Raw genomic sequence first — 22,428 nt, forward strand, 5'->3', positions numbered from 1 at the left:
CTAGCCTTAATAGCTAGGATAAATCATTGAGGTTTACCTGTATATTTAAAATTATATTTTACTGAAAATGGTTCAAACCATTTACCAACACCAGTTTCTTTATCTACATGGCGACCAAAACCTTGTTTTTCTGGATTATCAATTAAAAATACTAATTCATAATTTCCTATACCAGTATCCATTTTAAGATTTGCACCATAGTGAGGACCATCATCTGCTACCATTGGCATAAGAGTTCCTGTTTTCACCTTTCCATTGTCAAGATTTGTAAGTTTATAAGCGATACTTAAATATGGAATCCAAAAACCTTCAGGAAATCCATTTTTATTGCCTTTTAATGCATGAATATCTGCTTCAAGGTGGATATCTGCTAAACTAGCTGCAAGATCAATACCTCTTGGTTCCATTTCAATAGGCTGTAAATAAACAGCTGCTATTTCCATACCATTTAATTCATAAGGATCCCCAATTGGAACTTCTGCTGAAAACATTGAACTAGCAAAAATACTAGCTGCAGCACCTAAACTTAATAAAGTTTTTTTCATGTATTCTCCTTTTTATGTGAAATTTGATTTGTTATAAAAATACCCGTAACGAGTAAAGTTAAAACTATAAACTGAGGTATGATGCTCTCATAGTAAGGATAAATTCCAAGCCACAAAATTCCATTAAAATCAAATGGAAGTAAATTTGGAGTAATGACCTTAGCTTCTATAAGCTCACCTATGCCTTTGCCCGTAAAAACAAAGACCATGTAAAAAATAATGTATGAAGTAATATAAAAAAATTGTTTTACAGGAATTTTTAAAGCGCCAGATTTTAATAAAAAGTATAACACTACAAGAATAATTAAACCACACGCTAAACCTGCCAATACAAGCGTATATCCTAAATTTGTTTTTGCATCAAATAATAAAGCTTGGTAAAAAAGTATAGTCTCAGCACCCTCTCGATATACAGCTAAAAATACGCTAAGCCATAAAGTTTTAGCACAATTATTAGAAATAGATTCTATAGCTTGAGATTTAACATAATTTGCCCACTTTTTATTTTGTGCATTAGATAAAAGCCAAAATCCAACATAAATAAGTAAAACAACAGCTACAAGCATCGTAATGCCTTCTAATAATTCTCTACTTTGTCCAGCATATTCTTTAAAAAACCACGATACTAAAAAAGCTGTTACAAAACTTAAGAATACTCCACTCCAAAGTGCTGAATAGACTATATTTAAACGCTTTTTGTTACCACTTTGAACCAAATAAGACACTATTGCTACAATAATAATTAAAGCTTCTAAGCCTTCTCTTAAAATAATTCCTAAAGCCCATATAAACAAAGATAAAGGTGAAGAATTTTGAATACTATCTAAAGAACTTTCTATTAAGGCATTTAGTTCGCCAAAATTTCTCTCTAACTCTTCTTTTGAAGCACTTGCTTTGATAAGCGCAACGCCTTTAGAAAAATAACTTTCAATTTTTAATTTTAAAGCACTATCAATAGCTCCTATCTTGCTTTCCATTCCACTTGCTTCAAATATATCTAAATATACATTTTGCAAAGCGTCAATACTATCTAAATTAAAACCTTCATAATTTTTTAATATCTCATTTAATGCAAATTTAATATCTTCAGAAACTTTACTATAATCTTTAAAATTTTCATCATTTGATTTAAAACCTTGAATTTGTAAAACCGATAACTCTTCTTTTGGCAACATCAAAAAAGCTTCATATATCAAATCAACTATATTTGAAATTTCACTTCTTATAGCTTTTTCATCAATCGAATTTTCATTTATTTCTATTATTATTTTTCTTAAACTAGTTTGAATTTCTTTATCCAAATTTGCTCTTGTATATCTTGCAACTAGAATCTCAACCTTCGAATTTCTATAATCATCAAACAAAGCAGATTGAATGAAATTCTTAGCCTTTTGATAATCTTTATTTAAAAAAGCTAAGGCCGCTTGATCTAATTTAGAACTTATATTATCTAATAAAAACTGCAACCTATCATCTAACATAGAAGCTTCTTGCAAAGAAAGCAAATTCTTTTCATTATCTACTTGTTTTTCTTGACTTGAATTTAAATCTAATTTATTTGCTCCTAATTCTTCTCCAAGTAAATTTGCAAACATTGCTGCTGCTGCTGCTTGTCTTTCTTTTTCAGCCTTTATAGAAGAATTCTCAGCCTCTTGTTTATCATAACTAGTATCACTTGCTTCAGCTTGCAACTGAAAACCTTCTTCTAGAGCTGGTGTAACCTCATCTAAATCAAAAGATAAACTACTAATTAAAGCTTCAATTTTGGAAATTTCTTCTTTATCTTTATACATTTTCCTAAGACTATTAAATTTTCTTTCCATAACGATAACTTTTTTACCGATATTACGTCCAATTGAGCCTTCCATATTTTCAAAATGCTGAAAATAAGCATCTTCAACTTTCTTTTTTGCTTCCAAATTTTTATTTTCTTTATATAAAGACATACTTTCGCTTAAGATACTTTTGATAATTTGACTTTCTTCTTTATAATTTATATCCCTTGCGAAAGTTAATGAATACAATAATAAAATTAAAAGAGGGAAAAAATGTTTTAACACTATATATCTCCAAAAATGATATTCATTTTTAAAATTATAGCTGGAAGTATATTACTTCATTTCTTAAATTAAGATAAACATTATCATTATTTAAAAACAATATTTAAATAATATTTCATCAAAATTATAAAGTTTCATTTATAACTTTTTCTACGTATTTTTTCCTTAATTGTTGTGTATAAAATCCAACTTTTCCATCTTTAATAATTTTACTATCAGCTTTGATAACACCTAAAATTAGAAAGGTAGCTGCTGAAATAAAAACCTCATCTGCCTCGTATACCTCTTTCATACTAAAAGCTCTTTGATTTATCTTAAGTCCTATATCTTTTGCAAAATTTAAAATATTTTTTCGTCTTATACCTGGCAAGATCTCATTAGAAAATGGCTTAGTAATTAAAGTGTCATCTTTTATGATAAAAGCTGAACTACTAGAAGCTTCAGTCACCCAGGTATTTTCAACCATAAAAGCTTCAAACGCCTTAGCTTTGATTGCTTCTTCTTTTGCAAGACACTGGGCTAACAAAGAAATTGATTTTATATCTCTTCTTTTCCATCTTAAATCAGCAGTTGAAACTATACTAACTCCTTGCTTTGATAATTCATGATCAACAACTTTACACTCAAAAACAAAAGCCATAACAGTAGGTGTTAGTCCTTTTAAGAGTGCAAAATTCCTACTAGCTACACCTCTAGTAATTTGTATATATACCCCTCCTTCTTTTAAAGAATTTTGAGTAATTAATTCTTTTATAATATTTTCAAACTCTTCTTTAGAATAAGTAATCTTCAAATCAATTTGCTTCATACTCCTTTCTAATCTTTCAAAGAATTCTTCTTTATCAGCCATTTTAAAATTTATTATGGGAACCACTTCATAAATTCCATCTCCAAAAATAAAGCCTCTATCAAATATACTGATTTTAGCTTCATTAGACTTAACAAATTCCCCATTTAAAAAAACTATTTCTTTTTCTTGCATTTTCATCTCCTAATTATTATTATGCTAAATTTTAACATAATATAATGATTTAAAAAACCAAAACTTACTTTTATTTAAAATAAAAAAATGATAAAATATTACAAATAAATTTTAGGCAAATATTTATGAAGATTCAAGATTTTATTTTTAATTCTATTTTTAAAATTTCAAATCAACCAGTAAATTTAAAAGATCTTTTAGAAGCAAATGCTCTATTTAATGAAGGTATGTTGGTTGATCCAGCGAAGTTAAATTATAATTTTAGAGTTATTAATTCTTATCTTATATATGCTCTTTTATGCGCTATAATACTTATTCCATCTTTATTTATCACACACTACTTTTTAACTATAGTTGATTTTCATATTAGTATTTTAAGTGCCATTTTTGTAACCGCTTGTGTTTTTATAGGTTATGATATATTCAAAATCTATACAAGAAAAATTATTAGCAAAAAGTTAATAAAAAAATCTTGGAGTTTGCATTTTCCTTTTTTTTCTTATGAAAAATATTCTAAAGTCTTAGAAAATGTTTACAATCAAGCTATAAAAGAAGAAATTCCGAAAAATCAACTAGAACAATATGTCTTAGAAAAAATTATTCAATTTAATAATTAATCTAGAAAATCTAAAACTTGATTTTGAAAATATATTGCCTCAAGTTGTCTTTGAAGCTCTTTATTTTCTTCATCTAATATCCACTCTTGTGATCTTAAATCTGCGATATCTCTACTAATATAATAAATTTGGTTTCTAATATAAATTTGTGGTAAAAATATTAATAAAGTAAAAAATAAAATAATTCCTGCATATAATAAATTTTTAAGACTTAAATTTTTATTTTCTTCTGTTTTAATATTATCCAATAACTCATATTTATCTTCAATAATATAATTTTCGTTTTGTTCTTGAAAATCTCGCTCTTGAACTTGTGATTTTTCCTGAACAATCTCTTCTTCTACTTTTTGAAAATTTTCATTTTTTTGCTTTTTCTTGGATTCTTGTTTAATTTGTGTTTTTAATTTTTGTTTTTCTTTTAAATTTTGAATTTTACATGCTAAATAAGCATTACTTTGCATAATAATCTTGGAAAATTTTAATTTGTTTTCCTTAATATGCTCAATATCTTTCTTTTTAAAATTCACAATCTTTTTTTTATTTTTAAAAAAATTTAATTTTATATTAAATGGCTTTTTTTCTTCCAATTTAACATTAATTAAATCTTCTTTAAGATAAATAGATGATTGTTTTTTCGGTTTTATTTCATACTCATCATCAAAATCTATAAATTTTGGTCTTTTTTTATAATTGATTCTATTTTTTAAGATACGATCGCTTTCATTTAATTCATATTGACGTATTTCATGAGCTTTACCTTCCTTAACAGCTCTTGAATATTTAAGCATTTTTTCTCGTATATTTTGCTTCTCTTTTAAAAAATCATCATCAACCATATTCTACCTAAAATAAAAAATTCTCATTTTTGCACAACTTGATCTGCTATTGTATCTTACTTCTTCTTTGGATGCACTTATAGCCTTCTTGCTAAGAATTTTACCAAGACTATGATTTTTACCACATTCACACTTTATCGCTTTATCATCACAAATACAATCTTTTTCCCATTTTTTAAAAGTATTTTTTATTAACCTATCTTCTAAAGAATGGAAACTAATAATAGCAAATTTACAATCTTTAAGCCTTGCTTTTTCAATTTCTACAAGTAATTTTTTTAATTCATCTAATTCATTATTTACTTCTATACGCAAAGCTTGAAATACAAGCAAAGCTACACTTACTCTACGTCCTTGAAATTTAGCTGTACCAATTATATTAGATAATTCTTTTGCACTCAAAATTTCTCTGATATTTCTACTTTGCACTATTTTATGTGCTAAGGATCGAGAAAGATTACCTAAATCTCCATATTCTCTAAAAATTCTTTCTAATTCTTCTTGAGAATATAAATTTACAATGTCTTTTGCGCTTAACTTTTGATTTTGATTCATTCTCATATCTAAAAAATCTGATTGTAAAGAAAATCCTCTATCGTTTTTATCAAGTTGCAAAGAAGAAACTCCTATATCAGCTAATATACCTTTTAAATTCAAAAGTGGAATTTCTTTTAAAATATCCTTAAATCCTATATGCTTGAATGTAATTTTATTAGGAAAATTACTTAATATTTTTTTAGAAAAATTTAGAGCTTCTATGTCTTTATCACAAGCAAATAAATTTATTTTCGGATGAGCTTTTAAAATAGCACTGCTATGACCAGCATAACCAAGAGTGCAATCTAAAAAATCACCTTGATCTAGATCTTTAAAAACATCTAAAACTTCTTTCAATAAAACTGAAATATGTGGACTATTCAAACAAAACCTTAATTTATTTTTTAGTATAATATCTCAATTAAGTTTAAAAAAGGCTCTTAGTGAATAAAGATAATATTATTTCCCAAATTCAAATACTCTCTGATTCTATGTTTAAAAAAAATTTTTTTGGTATTCACCATGGTTCTATTTCTGCCAAACTTTCACAAAGTTCTTTTATTATAAATAAAAATGATGCTTTTTTAAGCCATATTAGTGAAAAAAATCTCAGCATATTAAAATTTAGCAAAGATTATAGTTGGAATGAAGCAAGTCAAGATTGCGAAATTCATAAGAGTATCTATGAAAATATACCTGAAGCAAAATTTATATGTTTTGCTTGTCCTTCTTTTACTCTTTCTATGAGTTTAAATCGTGATTTTATAGTTCCTCAAGATTATTTTGGAGAAATATTTTTAGAAGAGATTCGTGTTTATAATCCTAAAAACTACGAAGACTGGGAAGATAGATCTCAAACCGAAATTTATCGTTACATGCTAGAACAAAAACAAAATTTTGCCGTAATAAAAGGTTATGGAATTTTCGCCTACGGAAGAACAAGTTATGAACTTGGCAAAATCATAGATTTAATAGAAAATTCATGTAAAATTATTTATCTAGCTGAAACAAATTTATCATAATTTTTTTAAAAAATTAATTTTTTATTAATCACAAATTATCTATAATTTATGATTAAATTTTAACTGATTGGGGAGATTATGCTCACTTGGATGCAGCATCATAAAAAATATTTGGTCGTAACTATTTGGATTAGCGTAATTGCTTTTGTAGGTGCAGGATTTGTTGGTTGGGGTAGTTATGATTTTAATACAGATCGCGCAAACGCTGTTGCAAAAGTAGGTGATGAAAAAATAAGCTATGACGAATTTAATCTCAAATATTCTCAATTATTTGGCTATTATTCTCAACTAAACAATGGAGATTACACCCAAGAGCAAGCTCTCAAAGATGGATTAGATACTCAAGCAATAGATGAATTAATACGAGAGAAGTTATTGCTTTCTTATGCGAAGTCATTAGGTTTAAGCGTAAGTGAAGAAGAAATTGCTTATGATCTTGCACATCAAAAAATTTTTCAAAATGATTCAGGTATTTTTGATAAAAATATTTACTACAACATACTTTCAAGAAATAATTATACTGCTAAAAATTATGAACAAATTATTCATGATGAATTGTTATTGAAAAAAATAAATGCTATTTTTAATTTGCCTTTAAAAGAAAACGAAATTGAAATGTTTGCGGCAAGTTTTTTGATGCAAGATAAATTAAAAATTCAAGTAGTTTATATTGATGACAAAAACATTTCTATAGATGAAAAAGAACTCTATCAAACTTGGGAAAAAAATAAAAATTTATATAAGACAGAGCCAAGTTATGAATTAGCTACATATTTTCTAGAACCAAAAAAAATGCAGATAAATGAAAAAGAACTTATTCAATTCTATGAAGAAAATAAAAATAATTATAAAGATTTTAATGGTAAAATTTTAAGTTTAGAAGAAAGTAAGGATAAAATTACAAAAGATTTTGAATTATCAAATTTAAAAGTTCAAGCTAATGAAAGCTATGTCGCCCTTAAAAAAGGAGAGTTGAAATTTGACAAAAATATCACTATTAGCGATGCTGACATTTATTATCCTTTAGAAAGCATACAAAAGAGCAAAGAAAAAGATTTTATTAAGCCTTTTAGGTTTAAAGATGGCTATATGATTGCTCAAATTGTCAAAATAAACCCTATACAAACTAAAACTTTTGAACAAGCTAAAAAAGAAGTTGAAACTATATATTTAAAAGAAAAAGCTAGAAAAATACTCGAAGAAGAAGCTAAAAAAGCTTTAACAAACTTTAAAGGTATAGATATAGGAATTTACAGTAGAGATTCTAGCAAAAATACTAAAGTTGATGATAGAATAATGAATAATACCGAATTTAGTGAATTTTTAATGCAGGTATTTGACTCAAATAAACAAAAATCTTATGTTTTATTTGATAATAAGGCTATTGTCTATGAAATTAGCGAACAAAAATTACAAAATAAAGAAAAAGATAAAATTTATCAATTTATCATAGAACAAAGTGCAAGACAAACAAAACAAACAATTTTAAAAGAAGAATTGTTAAAAAAACTTATTGAACTATACCCAATTAAACGATACTATAAAGGAAATGCAAGTTGAATATTTTAGGAATTGATCTAGGCTCTGTGCAAACATGTGCGATTTTAGCACAAAAAAATGAAGAAGGACTTAAGATTATAGGTTTTGGTAAATCAAAATCTAGTGGAGTAAAAAAAGGAGCTATTACTAATATAGAACTAGCGTCAAAATCTATTGAAGAAGCTGTTGCTAATGCTCAAATGATGTCAGGGGTGCATTATGATAAGGTAATTATTTCAATATCTGGAGCATATGCAAAAAGTGTTGATAGCATAGGAGTTGTAAATATCCCCAATCAAGAAATAGGCATAAAAGAAATTCATAGAGCCGTAAGTACTGCTAAACATACCGCAAATATACCAAATGGGTATGAAATTATTCATGTATTGCCTTATAATTTCAAGGTTAATGATTTAGAACACGTAGAAGATCCTCTAGGAATGAGTGGAAATCGTTTGGAGGTTTCTACTCATATTGTTATTTCCCAAGAAGTCCATATTAAAAATTTAAAAAAAGCTGTAGAATTAGCTGATCTTAGAGTTGATAACATTGTTTTATCTGGATACGCATCATCAATTGCTTGTTTTGATGATAGTGAAAAAGAATTAGGTGCGATATTAATAGATATGGGCGGTGCAGTTTGTGATATGATTATTCACGCAGGAAATTCTGTAAGATATAACGAATGTTTGCAAATTGGCTCTGTAAATATAACTAACGATCTTTCTATAGCATTACACACGCCCCCTAAAGAAGCTGAAAAATTAAAACTAAATTATGCATCACTAGCACAAAATGAAAATTCGTTAATACAAATTCCATATATGGGTGATGAAAAAAGAAAAAATGAGGTTTCTATAGAAGTTATTTCTAATGTAATTTATGCAAGAATAGAAGAAACTATCATTATACTAGCAAAAATGCTAAGCGATAATTCAAATGCAAATCAAGCAGGAGCCGGTATAGTCTTAACCGGTGGTATGACAAAATTTGCAGGACTTGATAAACTTGCTTCAGCTTACTTTGATAATAAAGCTGTTAGAATAGCAAGTGCAAAAAAAGATACAATGGATGGTTTTAAAGAAATTTTTGATGATCCAGAAAATAGTTGTGCGATAGGACTTTGTCTTTATGGTGGAGGATATTTTACTCCTTATGAATTAGACTCAAATGAGAAGCTAAGATATAAAGGCGAACCTGAATTTATTAACAAACAAGTCAAACAAAATCTTATTATAGAAGAAGATCAAGAGGAAGAGAAATTTGAAGAAATTTTTCAAGATAAACGAGATTTTGATGATGAAAAAGAAGTTTTTAATAAAACTGAAATAAAAAAAGAAAAAAAACCAAGTGCTTTTTCTAAATTGTGGAATAAAGTTATAAATCAGTTCTAATAGGAGAATATAATGAGTGAATTTTTGGTGGAAGAAATGCAACACGCAAAAGGTGCAAAAATTAAAGTCATTGGCTGCGGTGGTGGCGGTGGAAACATGATAGATCATATGGTTAATATGGGGTTGAACGATTTAGATCTTATATCTGCAAACACTGATGCACAAGCTATAATGAAATCCTTAGCTAAAACAAAAATTCAACTTGGAGAGAAAAAAACTAAAGGGCTTGGTGCAGGTATGCAACCTGAGATAGGTGCTGAAAGCGCAAGAGAAAGTTTTGAAGAAATAAAAGCAGCCTTATCTCAAAGCGATATTGTATTTATTTCTGCTGGTCTTGGTGGAGGAACTGGTACAGGAGCTGCTCCTGTAGTTGCTCAAGCCGCTAAAGAAGCAGGAGCTTTAACAGTTTCTGTAGTAACTATGCCTTTTACTTTTGAGGGTAAACAAAGAAAAAAACTTGCTGAAATGGGTTTAGCAGAATTAAAAAAAGAAAGTGATTCTATCATTGTAATCCAAAATGAAAAACTCCTTAGCATACTTCCTAAGAAAGCAGGAATTAAAGAAGCATTTAAATTAGTAGATGATATTTTAACAAGAGCTGTTAGAGGAATGGTTTCTATACTTTTAGAAGATGGTGATATCAATGTAGACTTTGCAGATGTTAGAACTGTTATGAGTCATAGAGGCTTAGCTCTAATGGGAGTAGGGCAAGGTGAAGGTGAAAATGCTATCATGGAAGCATTGGAAAGTGCCATAGAATCTCCTTTGCTAGATGGCATGACTATGAAAGGTGCGAAAGGGGTTATTATTCATTATAAAGTAGGACCAGAATGCTCACTACTTGAAATTTCTCAAGCAACTCAAAGTATTAGTGATGAATCAGATGAAAATGCAAAAGTTATATTTGGTGTTACAGCTGATGAATCTATGGGGGATAAAGTAGAGGTAACTATTATAGCTACTGGATTTGAAGATAAAAATGAAATTCAAGCAAAAGAACAAGAAGAAAGTAAGAAAAATTCTTATATGAATTTACGCAAAGCAAGTGGTGGATTTGATGAAGAAGTTATTTCTCAACTTGATGTTCCAGCATTTTTACGCCGCCAAATGGATTAAGATAAATCCATTTTATGAATCATACTCTATTATGTGATTTTTATGAATTAACTATGGCTTATGCTTACTTCAAACAAAATAAGCATAAGCAAATAGCTTATTTCGAAGTTTTTTTTCGACAAACTCCAGACAATGCAAATTTTGCCATTTATGCTGGCTTAAAACAGATTATAGAGCACATACAAAATTTTTTCTTTACACAAGATGATATTCATTATTTAAAAAGTGTCAATAAATTCGATTGTGAATTTTTAGATTATATTTCCACAATACGATTTAGCGGCGATATGTATAGCATCCAAGAAGGAGAATGTATATTTACAAATGAACCTTTGTTATACATTAAAGCACCAATTATTGAAGCTTTATTATTGGAAACTTTTATACTTTTAACTTTAAACCACCAATGTTTAATTGCCACTAAAGCTTCTAGAATTTATTTAAATGCTCATAAAAAAATACTTTTAGAATTTGGATCACGCCGAGCTCATGGGGAAAGCTCCGCTATTAACGGAGCAAGAGCAGCTTTCATAGGCGGCTTTGATGCCACTGCAAATACACTAGCAGGAAAAATTTTTAATATTCCTATTAGTGGCACCATGTCTCATGCTTGGGTGCAAATGCATAATAATGAAATTGAAGCTTTTGAAGCCTATTGCAAAATTTATCAAGATAATATTACACTTTTAGTGGATACTTATAATTGCATTAAAGGAATTGAAAATGCCATCTTGGTATTTAAAAAATTTAAAAATAAAAATCTAAAAAATTACGCCATACGCATAGATTCTGGAAATATTTTAAAATTATCTAAATTAGCAAGAAAAATGCTTGATGAAAATAATTTATATGATTGCAAAATATTTGTAAGCAATGCTCTAGATGAAATAAAAATTTCAAAACTACTAAAAAATAAAGCCCCGATTGATGGTTTTGGTGTTGGAGAAAATCTTATAACCTCAGCAAGTTCACCTATTTTTGGTGCAGTTTATAAATTGGTTGCCATAGAAGAAAACAATCAAATCATTCCAAAAATAAAAATCAGCGAACAAAGTAGTAAAACTACCCTACCATCATTCAAAAAATTAATTCGCTATTACAAAAATAATAAAATATATTTTGATAAATTATATAATCACGATGAAAAAATTTTAAATTATAAAAATCTCCATTCAAAAGAAATGCTAAATCTTATTTTTACAAATGGGAAATTAGTTTATGAAAGTCCAGATTTACTATCTATCCAAGATTTTTACAAAGAAAACATCAGCAAATTAAATCAAAAATATAAAAAACTTAATAATATAAGTTTTTATAAAGTAAAAATCTCAAAACGATTAAAAAATATACAACAACAATTAATTTAATTCTTCTCTCTTAACTTAACTTCATCTTCTACTTCGAGTAAAAATCTATCTACCAATTCACTCTCTTTAAGCTTAGCTACCACTTCTCCATGTCTTATTACAAGACCTTGATTCTTACCAAAAGCTATAGCAACATCTGCACCTTTTGCTTCACCCAATGCATTAACCACACAACCCATTACACTAATATTTAGAGGTTCTTTAATATGTTTAGTTTTTTCTTCTACTATCTTAATGGCGCTTACTAAATCACTTTGAATTCGCCCACAAGTTGGGCATGAAATAATATTTATACCACTTTTTTGAATTCCACTATCTTGTAAAATAGCCCTTGCAACACGAATTTCTTCTTCTAATTCTCCAGTCATGGAAACACGCATCGTATCACCGATGCCTTTTAAAAGCAAATTTCCTAGAGCGATGGAGCTTTTTATGGTGCTATGAAATTTTGTTCCTGCTTCTGTTACCCCAAGATGAAAAGGATAATCACAAAGTGGTCGTAATTTTTCATAAGCTTTAATAGTAGTTTGAACATTAGAAGTTTTCATTGAAATTTTAATATCAAAAAAATCAAAATCTTCCAAAAGCTTAATATTATATTTGGCACTTTCTAGCATAGCTTCTATATTATAACCATATTTATCACTAAATTGTTTTTCTATAGAACCATGATTTATTCCTATGCGTATAGGAATATTTCTTTGTTTGCACGCTTTCACAACCTCTTTAATATTACCCTTTGATCCAATATTACCAGGGTTTATACGAATACCATCAATAAACTCTGCACAAAATACAGCCAATTTATGATTAAAATGAATATCAACTATTAAAGGTAGAGGACTTTTTTCCTTGATTTCTTTTAATGCTTTTGCATCAATCATGTCTAAACATGCCAAACGGACGATATTTGCTCCAGCAAAATACAACCTATTAAGTTGATCTAAGGAACCTTGAACATCTCTTGTCTTACTAAACAACATTGACTGCACTGAAATTGGCGCATCTCCCCCAATTAAAACATTGCCCACTTTGATCTGTCTTGTCTTATATCTTTGATAATTCATTTATTCTCACTTTTTATGAATTTTATAATTTTTTGACTTTAAAAATTTTAAAATTAATTAAATTCTATAGGATCAATATCACAAATTACATTCTTAAAATTTAAAGCAAAATGTTCTATTTTAACGAGTTCATGATAGAATTTACTACGCAATAATACATTAAAACGCCATTTTTTATTTAAAATCTCAATTGCACAGTTTCCACTTCCTATGACTTCAACTTGCTTAAAATTCCTACAATAATTAGTTAAATATTCACATATTACATTAGCTTTATCTCTATCTTCATCCTCAATAATCAATCTCAAAAGTCTTATATATGGTGGATAAAGATTTTTTCTTGTGTTTAATTCATCTTCTAAAAAAGCATCATAATTTTGTAAATATTTTTCAAAAAAAATTCTATTTTTAGTTTGTAATAAAACTCTACCAAAACCTTTTCTACCAGCTCTTCCTGCAACTTGTATAGCCAAAGATAAAGTTTCTTCTAAAGCTTTAAAATTAGGCCTAAATAAATATTCATCTAAACCTAAAACAACACTCAAACTTACACTATGATAATCGTGACCTTTAGCGAGCATTGAAGTACCGACTAAGATATCTATTTTTTGATCATTAAAATCTTTTAAAATGTTATCAAGTTTTTTTATACTACTAATTTCATCGCTATCAAATTTTTTTATCACAATATTATATTCGCTAAATTCTTTTTCTAAGCGTTCACAAAGCTCTGCAGTTCCCATCTTTTTTGCCTCAAGCATAATAGTATCGCAACTTGGACATTTTTTATCAATTTCTTTAATAAAATTACAATAATGACATTTAAGAATATTCTTTTTTTTATGCATACTCAAAGCTACAGAACAAAATGGACACTTTATAGTAATACCGCAATTTTTACATAAAATTTGTCTAAAATTAGCCCTTATAGGTAAAAAAATTATTGCTTGTTTTTTTTCTTTTAAGGTATTTCTTAGTTCTAAAAGTAATTTAGATGAAATAATATCCTCACTCTCGTCATATAAAATTTCTTTTTGACTTTCAAAAAATGTTCCTTTAAGTCTATATACAGGATGCTTATAAAAACTTGTTACACTAGGAGTTGCTGATCCTAAAAGTATTTTAATATCTTTTTTATTTGCTAAAAATAAAGCTAAATCTCGCGCATTAAGTCTTGGATTGTTATTTGCTTTGTAAGAATTATCATGTTCTTCATCTACAATAATAAGTCCTAAATTCTCAAAAGGTAAAAATAAAGCCGATCTTGCACCAGCTACCAAAAGGGCGCTAGAATTTTGCAAATTTTGTAGATAATCTTGTTTTTTCTTTTTTGAAATTTTAGAGTGCCACAAAAAAAAATATTCGTTAAAATAGATTTTTAATCTTTTTTGCATTTGCGGAGTTAATGCAATTTCTGGCATCAAGAGTAAAACTTGTTTTCCTTGTTCTAAATATTCTTTGATTAGTGAAATATAAATCTCAGTTTTTCCACAACCTGTATCACCAAACAACAAAGAAATTTTGTGTTCTTTAATAAAATTTAATGCTTTTTTTTGTTCGATATTTAATTTTGGAGTATTTTCTACATATAACGATTTTTCTAAAATACAAGTACCTATGCTCTCAAACATCCCTAAAACAAAAGAAATCTTACTTGCATAATAATAAGCAATAAATTTAGCAAGTTCATATTGAAAATTTGTGATTTTATTATAAGTTTTTTCTTTAATTATTTGTGTTTTAAATTCTGGCTTTGGACACTCTTTTAACACTATAGCTTTAAGGTTTTTTTTTCTAGCTACATCCACTACTACTTCACTTAAAGGTTCTATATATTCTTGACTTTCAAAAATTAATGTATCAAGATAATATCCTTTAATAGCAAGCTCATAATATTTCAAATTCCATAATCCTTACAATTTGAACTTACACATTCTAAAAAAACTTTTTGATTATCATATGAAAAATCAATATATTTTTTTGCATTAATAAAATATCTATACTGATTATTTCCAATTTTCATCCATGAAAATTTGTTTGATATTATTGCTTTTTCAAATATACTATAAGAGCAACAATTTCCATTATTGCAATTTTGAATTTGGTTGTAAGAACAATAAAAGAGTTTTTGATTTTCTTTATTGATTAAAGATTCATCTAATATTTTAGGAAATTTTGACGGACTAAATACAAATTGATTTTTAAGCATGGCTAAAGATGCATTAATAAATTCCACTTCACTTTTTAATTTAACAATCTTTGCATCTGTTTTAGTAAAGGAAAAGTAAGGATATGCTACCATCGAGAGTATTGCAATAATAATCATACAAAAAACAAGCTCTATCATAGTGAAAGCTCTCTTAAATTGCATTGTTTTTAATTTCTTTATCTATAGTAACTACAAGTTTATTTAACTCTTTTTTGATAATATAATTTTCATAGCTAAGTTTTACAAAAGCATTAATAAAATTTGCAAGCTCTATCTTTCCTGTACCTCCAGAAATCAAAGCTACTTCATCTTCAAGATGATTAGCAAATTCATTACTGCAAGTTACAACAAAATCTTTAGCATAGACATTGATTGTAACTTTTCTTTGATTGTTATTTGCCAAGAACTGCCTCTATTTTTTTGAAAATATCTTCACTTTGAGCATTACGCGATTTTAATTCTTCTTCTAAACGTGCAATTTGATTGCTTTTTGCTTCATTCTGTGCTTTTACACTAACTAATTCATTTCTTAAATTTTCATTTATCTCACACACTTCATTATATTTTTCAATTAGCTCATTTACCTTATCTGTCATAGTGTTAATAATTTTTTCATCATACATTTTTCTGCCTTTTTTGATTTTAATTATAAGAGTCTTTTAAATACTCAATTGTAACAAAAAAAAATTTAATTTTACAAAAATTTTTGTGTAAAATTCACAAAAAATAATCATAGGAAATTTTATGTTTAATCTTACAAGCAATTACACTCCTAGTCCTGATCAAAAACAAGCTATAGATGGTATTGTTAAAAGCATTAAAGAAGGTAATAAATATCAAACTTTACTTGGTGTTACAGGAAGTGGTAAAACATTTACTATGGCAAATATAATTAAACAACTAAATATGCCAACTTTAATAATGTCTCACAATAAAAGTTTATGTGCTCAACTTTATAGTGAATTTAAAGGCTTTTTCTCTCAAAATCATGTGGAATATTTTATAAGTTATTATGATTATTATCAACCAGAAGCCTACATACCAAGAACAGACATTTTTATAGAAAAAGATAGCTCTACTAATGAAGATCTAGAAAGACTAAGATTGAGTGCTAGTGCCTCACTTTTAAGCTATGATGATGTAATTTGTATTGCAAGTGTTTCAGCAAATTACGGCTTGGGTAATCCTAGTGAATATATTGGCATGGTTTTGATTTTGGAATTAAATATGCAAATTTCACAAAAGCAATTATTAAAAAAACTCGTAGATATGGGATATAAACGCAACGATAATTTTTTTGATAGAGCTGATTTTCGTGTAAATGGGGATATAATCGATATTTATCCAGCATACTATGAAGACGAAGCTATTAGACTTGAATTTTTTGGAGATGAATTAGAAGTTATGTATCATTATGATGTGTTTGAAAATAAAAAAGGCAAGAATTTAAATAAATTCATACTTTATCCAACAAGTCAATTCAGCGTAGGAGAACTTAGACTTAAAGAGGCTATTAATGGCATCAAAAATGAACTTAACGAACGTCTAGCTTATTTTGAAAATGAAAATAAACTCGTAGAAGCTCAAAGATTAAAACAAAGAGTTGAATTTGATATTGAAATGCTTCAAAGTACTGGTATGTGCAAAGGGGTAGAAAATTATGCATTACATCTTACAGGACTTAAAAGTGGTGACACTCCTTATACTTTATTTGATTATTTTGCTATTAAAAATAAAGATTTTCTAGTTATTGTAGACGAAAGCCATGTTTCTTTGCCACAATTTAAAGGTATGTTTGCAGGAGATCGTAGTAGAAAACAAGTTTTAGTTGATTATGGTTTTCGCTTACCTAGCGCTTTAGATAATCGACCTTTAATGTTTGATGAATTTATTAATAAAAATTGCAAATTTTTATTTGTTTCAGCTACTCCTGCACCTCTTGAATTAGAACTTAGTAAGAATAAAATTTTTCATCAAATTATGCGACCTACTGGCTTATTAGATCCTATTATAGAACTTAAAGATAGCGATAATCAAGTAGAAATTTTATTTGATGAAGCCAAAAAGGTAATAAAACGCAACGAAAGAGTATTGGTAACTGTTTTAACTAAAAAAATGGCAGAAGATCTAAGCAAATATTATCTTGAACTTGGTTTAAAAGTTAAATATATGCATTCAGAAATAGATGCGATTGAAAGAAATGAGATTATTCGTGATTTAAGAAATGGTTTTTTTGATATTTTAATCGGAATTAATCTTTTAAGAGAAGGACTTGATTTACCAGAAGTTTCTCTTATAGCCATTATGGATGCCGATAAAGAAGGTTTTTTAAGAAGCACAACAGCATTGATTCAGACTATGGGTAGAGCTGCAAGAAATATAAATGGTAGAGTGTTGCTTTTTTGTAAAAAAATCACAAAATCTATGCAAGAAGCTATTGAAACTACCAATCAAAGAAGAATTTTACAAGAATCTTATAACAAAAAACACAATATCACACCAACTTCAGTAAAAAGAGATATTGAAAAAAGCTTAAAACAAGAAATCGATCAAGCAGAAATTTACCGCAAAAGCAAAGAAGTTGAAAAAATGCCTGCCAAAGAACGTGCAAAAATAATAAAAGATCTAAGAAATCAAATGTTAAAAGCAGCTAAAGAGCTTGAATTTGAAAAAGCTGCTATGCTTAGAGATGAAATCAATAAATTAAGAACTTTATAAATTACCCTAAAATAAAGGGTAATTATTTATTTGCTCTTTCAATGTACTCACCACGGACAGTATCAACACGAATTATTTCACCTTCTAAGACGTGAAAAGGAATTTGTACTACCGCACCAGTTTCTAGCGTTGCTGGTTTTTTATTTGATCCTTGAGTATCTCCTTTAAAATTAGGTGCAGTTTCTACAATTTTAAGCTCCATTACTTGTGGCACTTCAACACCAATTGCTTTACCATTATGAAACAACACATCAACCATAGTTCCATCAAGCATCCATTTTTTAGCCTCTCCTACATCTTCATCACTAATAGCAACTTGCTCATAAGTTTGAGTATCCATAAATTGACAATTTTCGCCATCATCATATAAATATTGCATTTGTTTTTCTTCTAAATTTGGAGATTCACATTTATCTCCTGCATGAAAAGTCTTTTCTAAAACTTTACCATCAATAAAAGATTTGATTTTAATACGTACAAAAGCAGGACCTTTACCTGGTTTTACGTGTTGGTACTCCACTATTTTAAAAGGAACACCATCAATCTCTATTTTTAAACCTTTTTTCAAATCTCCCATTCCATAAGAAGCCATATATTTTCCTTAAATTTTAATTTCAAATTACATTGTATCAATTAAGCTTTATAAAAAACTTTAAATCTCTGCATATTCTGCAAAAATACAAGCATCTATTGCTCTTAGCTCCGCAAGTATAGTTTTTGAAATTTTTTCATCCAACAAAATTACCGCTAAAGCTTTACCAAACCCATTTCTTCCAAGTCTAAAATCTGCTATGTTTACATTATTATGAGCCAAAATTCCACTAACATTTGCAATAACCCCAGGAATATCGTTATTATTTAAAATAATCATTTTTCCTTTAGGCTTAAAGTCTATATCGAAGCCATTTAATTCAACTATTCTTTGCTCGCTATCACCAAAAATAGTTCCAGCTATAGAAAGACTTGAATTATCTGTAATAACTTTTATTGAAATTTTATTGCTATATCCACTTCTTGGTAAAACATCATGAGAAAGTTCTATACCTTTATCTTGAGCGACAAATTTTGCATTTATATAATTAATTTTTTCACCCAAAATTCCTCTTAAAACGCTTACAACTGCAAAAGTTAATAAAGACTCATTGTAATCACTGATATCACCTTCGCTTTCTAATTTAATAGCTTTGATTGGATTTTTATCAAGCTGAGCTGCCAAAAATCCCATTTTAGAAATTAATTCTATATATGGAGCTACGAAATTAGGTAGATCTTCTGTTTTAATTGGTAAATTTAAAGCATTCGGATAAGATATACCTCTTGCCGCATTTAAAGCTTGTTCACATGCTTGTATAGATATATTTTCTTGACTTTCTAAGGTATTAGCACCTAAGTGTGAAGTAACTGAAATATTTTCAAAATCTAAAAACGGATGATTAGTTGCTGGTTCTTTATCAAAAACATCAATACCAAGCCATGCTATTTTATTGTTTTTTAGACCATCGCATAGAGCTTGCTCATTATAAAGCCCTCCTCTAGCACAATTTATAAGTCTAACGCCATCTTTCATTTTATTAATTTCTTCATAAGAAATCATATTTGTTGTTTCTTTTGTTTTTGGTGTATGAATTGTTATAAAATCACTTTGAACTAAAATTTCATCTAATGAATCTACACATTCTATTCCTAATTCCTTCATTTTTGAAGCTGCAACATAAGGATCAAATGCAATTACTTTCATACCAAATGCCTTAGCACGAACTGCCACCCTTGAGCCTATATTACCAAAACCTATTACACCTAAAGTTTTATTCATAAGCTCCACACCGTACCACAATTCTCTTTCCCATTTTCTTTGAATTTTTAAAAAATTATGAGCATTTACAAAAGATCTAGCAGAACAAAGTAAGTGATTCATTGTTAACTCAACAGCAGCAATGGTATTTGCTGTTGGCACGTTCATCACTATAATACCTTTTTTAGAACATTCATCAATATCAACATTATCAACGCCTACACCAGCTCTTACCAAAGCTTTTAAATTTTTACAAGCATTTAAAAACTTTAAATCAACATCAGTAGAACTTCTAGTAATTGCAACATCAACATCAGCAAGTTTTGTCAAAAGTACTTCTTTAGATAAATGAGAAGCTTCTATAAGCTCGATATCATCAGCATTTTTTAAAAGATCAACCCCTTTGTCTAATATTGCATCACAAACTATAATTTTTTTCATAACCATGCCTCCTTTAAATTTGCATTTATATCGTAAAATTTTAATCGTTCAATTAAATTTTTTAACACTTGCTTATTATCAGTATCAAGATAAATTACTACTTCGTTTTTACTCTGAATTAAAGTATACTTAATTAAAAAAGCTTGCAATGTCTGTTTTAAACAAAACATAGAATATACATCATTTTTATTTACATCAAGAATGTAGAATTTTTGTTTCGGTTTTGCCGCAGAGTCATCCATATTAAAACTCATATAAAATTCATTTGCAGCTGGATAATAATCATTTATTTTAAGATTTGAAAACTTATCTTGCCAAGTTTGAGGAATTTCTCTTTTGATATCATCAAAAGAATATTTTACATTCTGAGAAATATGTAAATCTTTTATATTTACATATTTCACCATAAAAATAAAAGCGATTAATAAAATTAAACTTAAAAAGCTTAGAATACCATAAAGAGCATATTTTTTCATCTACTATTATGAAAGTTTATCTTTTATAATATCACCTAAAGTAACCTTATCGTTATCATTGATTTCATTTAATGCTTCTCTTTCTTTCATCTTAGCAAGACTTCTAACACTTAAACGAATTCTATTTTTCTTTTCATCAATAAAAACGATTAAAGCTTCTATATTTTCACCTATTTTTAAGCTAGAAAGATCAATATTACCCAAATCTTCTTTGTGAATTAAAGCATCTACACCTTCATCCAATTCCACAAACAATCCAAAATCTTTAATATCACGAATTTTACCCACAATAATTTCATTTATATGATGATTTTGAGCGTATGTTTGAACAGGACTCTTTTGCAATTCTTTCACGCTTAAAGAAATTTTTTGACTTTCTTTATCTAATTTGATAATTTTAACTTCTAACTCATCACCAATCTTATATAAATCCTTGCACTTATCATTTCTATCCCAAGAAGCATCTTCATTATGTAATAGACCTTCCATATTTGCAATCTTTATAAAAGCACCAAAATTAGTTACAGAAGTAACGCTTCCTTTAACCACATCGCCAACTTTATATTTTTTCAAAAACTCATCAAAAGGCTTTGCAAGTAAATTTTTTAAAGATACTCTGAGTCTTCTTTCTTTTGCGTTTATTTCAATAACTTCTACATCAAGCTCTTGACCTTCACTGATATAATCTTTTGGATTTTTGGCATTTTTATCCCATGAAATTTCACTTATATGTAAAAATCCTTCTATATCATTACCTAAATCTACAAATGCGCCATATGGTTCTATATTAGATACAGTAACTTTAATAGTATCACCGAGCTCTAAACCATCTTTAATTTCGTCCCAAGGATCTGGCATAGCTAATTTAATTGATAAAGAAAGATGTTTTTTTTCTTTATCATATTTTATAACTTTTACTGGAACTTTATCGCCTTCGTTATACAAAGAATTAGGATTTACAGGTCCTTTATAAGAAATTTCGCTATAGTGAACCAACCCGTCAACTCCGCCTACATCTACAAACATTCCATAAGTCGTAATTTTTTTAACTATACCTTCGATAATTTCATCTTGATTAATTACATTAGAAATAATCTCTTTACGCTTTCTTCTTTCTTCATCTACAATTTTTTTTCTTGAAACAACGATACTTTGGGCTTCTGTATCAATTTTAATAATTTTTACTTTAAAAGTTTTATTGATAACATTATTATCTTTAAAATTACTTTGAGATCTTGGAAGAAAAAATTCAACGCCATTGTCATCAACAGCTACAAAGCCTCCTTTATTTTTGCCAATAATTTTTACGTCAAAAATATTATCATTTTCCTTGTAATTTTCTATAAATTCTTTTACTTTTTGTTTTCTTAAAGCCTTCTTGTGAGAAAGCAAAGATCTACCACCACGAGAACCTATCACAGCAACCTCTAAAGTATCACCTTCTTTAAAAATCAATTCACCTTCATTATTTTGAATTTCTTCTAAGTCTAAAATACCTTCAGATTTTTGCCCAATATTAACAAATACTTCACTGCCTTTGATTTCAACAATAACACCTTGCGTAGCCGCTGTTTCATTAAATTTAAAAGATTCCTCAAGCATTTGCTCAAAATCTTCTTCTATGACTATATCTTCTAGTCTATTTTGAACTTTTTTGTTCACCTCGCTCATCGTGGTCCTTTATTTTAAATTTTTGAATTGTAGATTATA

21 protein-coding genes are annotated in these 22,428 nt (G+C 28.0%); 7 read left to right on the forward strand and 14 right to left on the reverse strand.

Annotation, left to right across the window (positions count from 1 at the left end):
- Positions 1 to 23 precede the first annotated feature (23 nt).
- The 3 genes from CINS_RS05635 to CINS_RS05645 all read right to left on the reverse strand — a co-directional run bounded on the left by CINS_RS05635 (position 24) and on the right by CINS_RS05645 (position 3,593).
- Positions 24 to 545: a ferrirhodotorulic acid transporter, periplasmic binding protein gene (locus CINS_RS05635; RefSeq protein WP_039650592.1), complete on the reverse strand. Its 522-nt coding sequence runs from the start codon at positions 543 to 545 to the stop codon at positions 24 to 26.
- On the reverse strand, positions 542 to 2,605 hold the full coding sequence (locus tag CINS_RS05640; protein ID WP_039650593.1) for a ferrirhodotorulic acid transporter inner membrane protein: 2,064 nt from the start codon (positions 2,603 to 2,605) through the stop codon (positions 542 to 544). The genes CINS_RS05635 and CINS_RS05640 overlap by 4 nt, the downstream gene beginning before the upstream one ends.
- A gap of 124 nt (positions 2,606 to 2,729) precedes the next feature.
- Entirely contained in the window at positions 2,730 to 3,593 is an 864-nt protein-coding gene (locus CINS_RS05645; RefSeq protein ID WP_039650594.1) for an aminotransferase class IV, read from the reverse strand.
- Between the two features lie 119 nt (positions 3,594 to 3,712).
- On the opposite strand from CINS_RS05645, the gene CINS_RS05650 reads away from it, so the two are divergent.
- Complete coding sequence (locus tag CINS_RS05650) at positions 3,713 to 4,204, forward strand: hypothetical protein (RefSeq protein WP_039650597.1); 492 nt, start codon at positions 3,713 to 3,715, stop codon at positions 4,202 to 4,204.
- Here CINS_RS05650 and CINS_RS07685 read toward each other — a convergent pair.
- Together CINS_RS07685 and rsmH are read right to left on the reverse strand one after the other, a co-directional pair.
- The gene (locus CINS_RS07685; protein ID WP_039650599.1) at positions 4,201 to 5,040 is read right to left on the reverse strand and encodes a hypothetical protein; all 840 of its coding nucleotides are present in this window, start codon (positions 5,038 to 5,040) and stop codon (positions 4,201 to 4,203) included. The two genes, CINS_RS05650 and CINS_RS07685, sit on opposite strands and share 4 nt — an antisense overlap.
- A gap of 3 nt (positions 5,041 to 5,043) precedes the next feature.
- A complete protein-coding gene (gene rsmH / locus CINS_RS05660; RefSeq protein ID WP_039650601.1) occupies positions 5,044 to 5,961 on the reverse strand; it encodes a 16S rRNA (cytosine(1402)-N(4))-methyltransferase RsmH in 918 nt (305 codons plus the stop codon).
- A gap of 59 nt (positions 5,962 to 6,020) precedes the next feature.
- Here rsmH and CINS_RS05665 point away from each other — a divergent pair, with 59 nt between their 5' ends.
- The 5 genes from CINS_RS05665 (at position 6,021) to CINS_RS05685 (ending at position 12,015) form a co-directional block, all read left to right on the forward strand.
- Positions 6,021 to 6,599, forward strand: a complete 579-nt coding sequence (locus tag CINS_RS05665) for a class II aldolase and adducin N-terminal domain-containing protein (protein WP_039650603.1) — start codon at positions 6,021 to 6,023, stop codon at positions 6,597 to 6,599.
- A 78-nt stretch (positions 6,600 to 6,677) separates the two neighbouring features.
- The gene (locus tag CINS_RS05670) at positions 6,678 to 8,159 is read left to right on the forward strand and encodes a peptidylprolyl isomerase (RefSeq protein WP_039650605.1); all 1,482 of its coding nucleotides are present in this window, start codon (positions 6,678 to 6,680) and stop codon (positions 8,157 to 8,159) included.
- Positions 8,156 to 9,532: a cell division protein FtsA gene (gene ftsA, locus CINS_RS05675; RefSeq protein ID WP_039650607.1), complete on the forward strand. Its 1,377-nt coding sequence runs from the start codon at positions 8,156 to 8,158 to the stop codon at positions 9,530 to 9,532. The genes CINS_RS05670 and ftsA overlap by 4 nt, the downstream gene beginning before the upstream one ends.
- A 12-nt stretch (positions 9,533 to 9,544) precedes the next feature.
- Complete coding sequence (gene ftsZ / locus CINS_RS05680; RefSeq protein WP_039650609.1) at positions 9,545 to 10,648, forward strand: cell division protein FtsZ; 1,104 nt, start codon at positions 9,545 to 9,547, stop codon at positions 10,646 to 10,648.
- A gap of 14 nt (positions 10,649 to 10,662) precedes the next feature.
- A complete protein-coding gene (locus CINS_RS05685; protein ID WP_039650611.1) occupies positions 10,663 to 12,015 on the forward strand; it encodes a nicotinate phosphoribosyltransferase in 1,353 nt (450 codons plus the stop codon).
- Here the strand turns inward: CINS_RS05685 and ispG are convergent.
- Genes ispG through CINS_RS05710 form a run of 5 tightly spaced genes read right to left on the reverse strand, consistent with a single transcriptional unit; the run spans position 12,012 to position 15,914 of the window.
- Entirely contained in the window at positions 12,012 to 13,082 is a 1,071-nt protein-coding gene (ispG, locus tag CINS_RS05690; RefSeq protein ID WP_039650613.1) for a flavodoxin-dependent (E)-4-hydroxy-3-methylbut-2-enyl-diphosphate synthase, read from the reverse strand. The two genes, CINS_RS05685 and ispG, sit on opposite strands and share 4 nt — an antisense overlap.
- A 53-nt stretch (positions 13,083 to 13,135) precedes the next feature.
- Positions 13,136 to 14,983, reverse strand: coding sequence for a primosomal protein N' (locus tag CINS_RS05695; RefSeq protein ID WP_039650615.1), 1,848 nt, complete (start codon positions 14,981 to 14,983; stop codon positions 13,136 to 13,138).
- The gene (locus CINS_RS05700) at positions 14,980 to 15,453 is read right to left on the reverse strand and encodes a type II secretion system protein (RefSeq protein WP_039650619.1); all 474 of its coding nucleotides are present in this window, start codon (positions 15,451 to 15,453) and stop codon (positions 14,980 to 14,982) included. Before CINS_RS05700 ends, CINS_RS05695 begins: the two co-directional genes overlap by 4 nt.
- Complete coding sequence (locus tag CINS_RS05705; protein WP_039650620.1) at positions 15,443 to 15,694, reverse strand: hypothetical protein; 252 nt, start codon at positions 15,692 to 15,694, stop codon at positions 15,443 to 15,445. The genes CINS_RS05700 and CINS_RS05705 overlap by 11 nt, the downstream gene beginning before the upstream one ends.
- Positions 15,684 to 15,914, reverse strand: coding sequence for a hypothetical protein (locus tag CINS_RS05710; RefSeq protein WP_039650622.1), 231 nt, complete (start codon positions 15,912 to 15,914; stop codon positions 15,684 to 15,686). The genes CINS_RS05705 and CINS_RS05710 overlap by 11 nt, the downstream gene beginning before the upstream one ends.
- Before the next feature lie 121 nt (positions 15,915 to 16,035).
- On the opposite strand from CINS_RS05710, the gene uvrB reads away from it, so the two are divergent.
- On the forward strand, positions 16,036 to 18,009 hold the full coding sequence (gene uvrB / locus CINS_RS05715; protein ID WP_039650623.1) for an excinuclease ABC subunit UvrB: 1,974 nt from the start codon (positions 16,036 to 16,038) through the stop codon (positions 18,007 to 18,009).
- A 22-nt stretch (positions 18,010 to 18,031) separates the two neighbouring features.
- Here uvrB and efp read toward each other — a convergent pair whose 3' ends face one another.
- The 4 genes from efp to CINS_RS05735 are packed head-to-tail and all read right to left on the reverse strand — an operon-like array spanning position 18,032 to position 22,389.
- The gene (gene efp / locus CINS_RS05720; RefSeq protein ID WP_039650624.1) at positions 18,032 to 18,601 is read right to left on the reverse strand and encodes an elongation factor P; all 570 of its coding nucleotides are present in this window, start codon (positions 18,599 to 18,601) and stop codon (positions 18,032 to 18,034) included.
- A 60-nt stretch (positions 18,602 to 18,661) separates the two neighbouring features.
- Positions 18,662 to 20,242: an alpha-ketoglutarate reductase / D-3-phosphoglycerate dehydrogenase gene (locus CINS_RS05725; protein ID WP_039650625.1), complete on the reverse strand. Its 1,581-nt coding sequence runs from the start codon at positions 20,240 to 20,242 to the stop codon at positions 18,662 to 18,664.
- Positions 20,239 to 20,718, reverse strand: a complete 480-nt coding sequence (locus CINS_RS05730; protein ID WP_039650626.1) for a hypothetical protein — start codon at positions 20,716 to 20,718, stop codon at positions 20,239 to 20,241. Before CINS_RS05730 ends, CINS_RS05725 begins: the two co-directional genes overlap by 4 nt.
- A 6-nt stretch (positions 20,719 to 20,724) precedes the next feature.
- Entirely contained in the window at positions 20,725 to 22,389 is a 1,665-nt protein-coding gene (locus CINS_RS05735) for a 30S ribosomal protein S1 (protein WP_039650628.1), read from the reverse strand.
- Positions 22,390 to 22,428 lie beyond the last annotated feature (39 nt).

The organism is Campylobacter insulaenigrae NCTC 12927 (assembly GCF_000816185.1).
Taxonomy (GTDB): Bacteria; Campylobacterota; Campylobacteria; order Campylobacterales; family Campylobacteraceae; genus Campylobacter_D; species Campylobacter_D insulaenigrae.

Excerpts from the sequence above, each read along its gene's own strand:
- CINS_RS05735 (WP_039650628.1), bottom strand. The coding sequence starts at position 22,389 with ATGAGCGAGGTGAACAAAAAAGTTCAAAATAGACTAGAAGATATAGTC.
- CINS_RS05700 (WP_039650619.1), bottom strand. The coding sequence starts at position 15,453 with ATGCAATTTAAGAGAGCTTTCACTATGATAGAGCTTGTTTTTTGTATG.
- ftsZ (WP_039650609.1), top strand. The coding sequence starts at position 9,545 with ATGAGTGAATTTTTGGTGGAAGAAATGCAACACGCAAAAGGTGCAAAA.
- CINS_RS07685 (WP_039650599.1), bottom strand. The coding sequence starts at position 5,040 with ATGGTTGATGATGATTTTTTAAAAGAGAAGCAAAATATACGAGAAAAA.
- CINS_RS05710 (WP_039650622.1), bottom strand. The coding sequence starts at position 15,914 with ATGTATGATGAAAAAATTATTAACACTATGACAGATAAGGTAAATGAG.
- CINS_RS05730 (WP_039650626.1), bottom strand. The coding sequence starts at position 20,718 with ATGAAAAAATATGCTCTTTATGGTATTCTAAGCTTTTTAAGTTTAATT.
- CINS_RS05725 (WP_039650625.1), bottom strand. The coding sequence starts at position 20,242 with ATGAAAAAAATTATAGTTTGTGATGCAATATTAGACAAAGGGGTTGAT.
- uvrB (WP_039650623.1), top strand. The coding sequence starts at position 16,036 with ATGTTTAATCTTACAAGCAATTACACTCCTAGTCCTGATCAAAAACAA.
- CINS_RS05650 (WP_039650597.1), top strand. The coding sequence starts at position 3,713 with ATGAAGATTCAAGATTTTATTTTTAATTCTATTTTTAAAATTTCAAAT.
- ispG (WP_039650613.1), bottom strand. The coding sequence starts at position 13,082 with ATGAATTATCAAAGATATAAGACAAGACAGATCAAAGTGGGCAATGTT.
- efp (WP_039650624.1), bottom strand. The coding sequence starts at position 18,601 with ATGGCTTCTTATGGAATGGGAGATTTGAAAAAAGGTTTAAAAATAGAG.
- CINS_RS05645 (WP_039650594.1), bottom strand. The coding sequence starts at position 3,593 with ATGAAAATGCAAGAAAAAGAAATAGTTTTTTTAAATGGGGAATTTGTT.
- CINS_RS05685 (WP_039650611.1), top strand. The coding sequence starts at position 10,663 with ATGAATCATACTCTATTATGTGATTTTTATGAATTAACTATGGCTTAT.
- CINS_RS05635 (WP_039650592.1), bottom strand. The coding sequence starts at position 545 with ATGAAAAAAACTTTATTAAGTTTAGGTGCTGCAGCTAGTATTTTTGCT.
- CINS_RS05670 (WP_039650605.1), top strand. The coding sequence starts at position 6,678 with ATGCTCACTTGGATGCAGCATCATAAAAAATATTTGGTCGTAACTATT.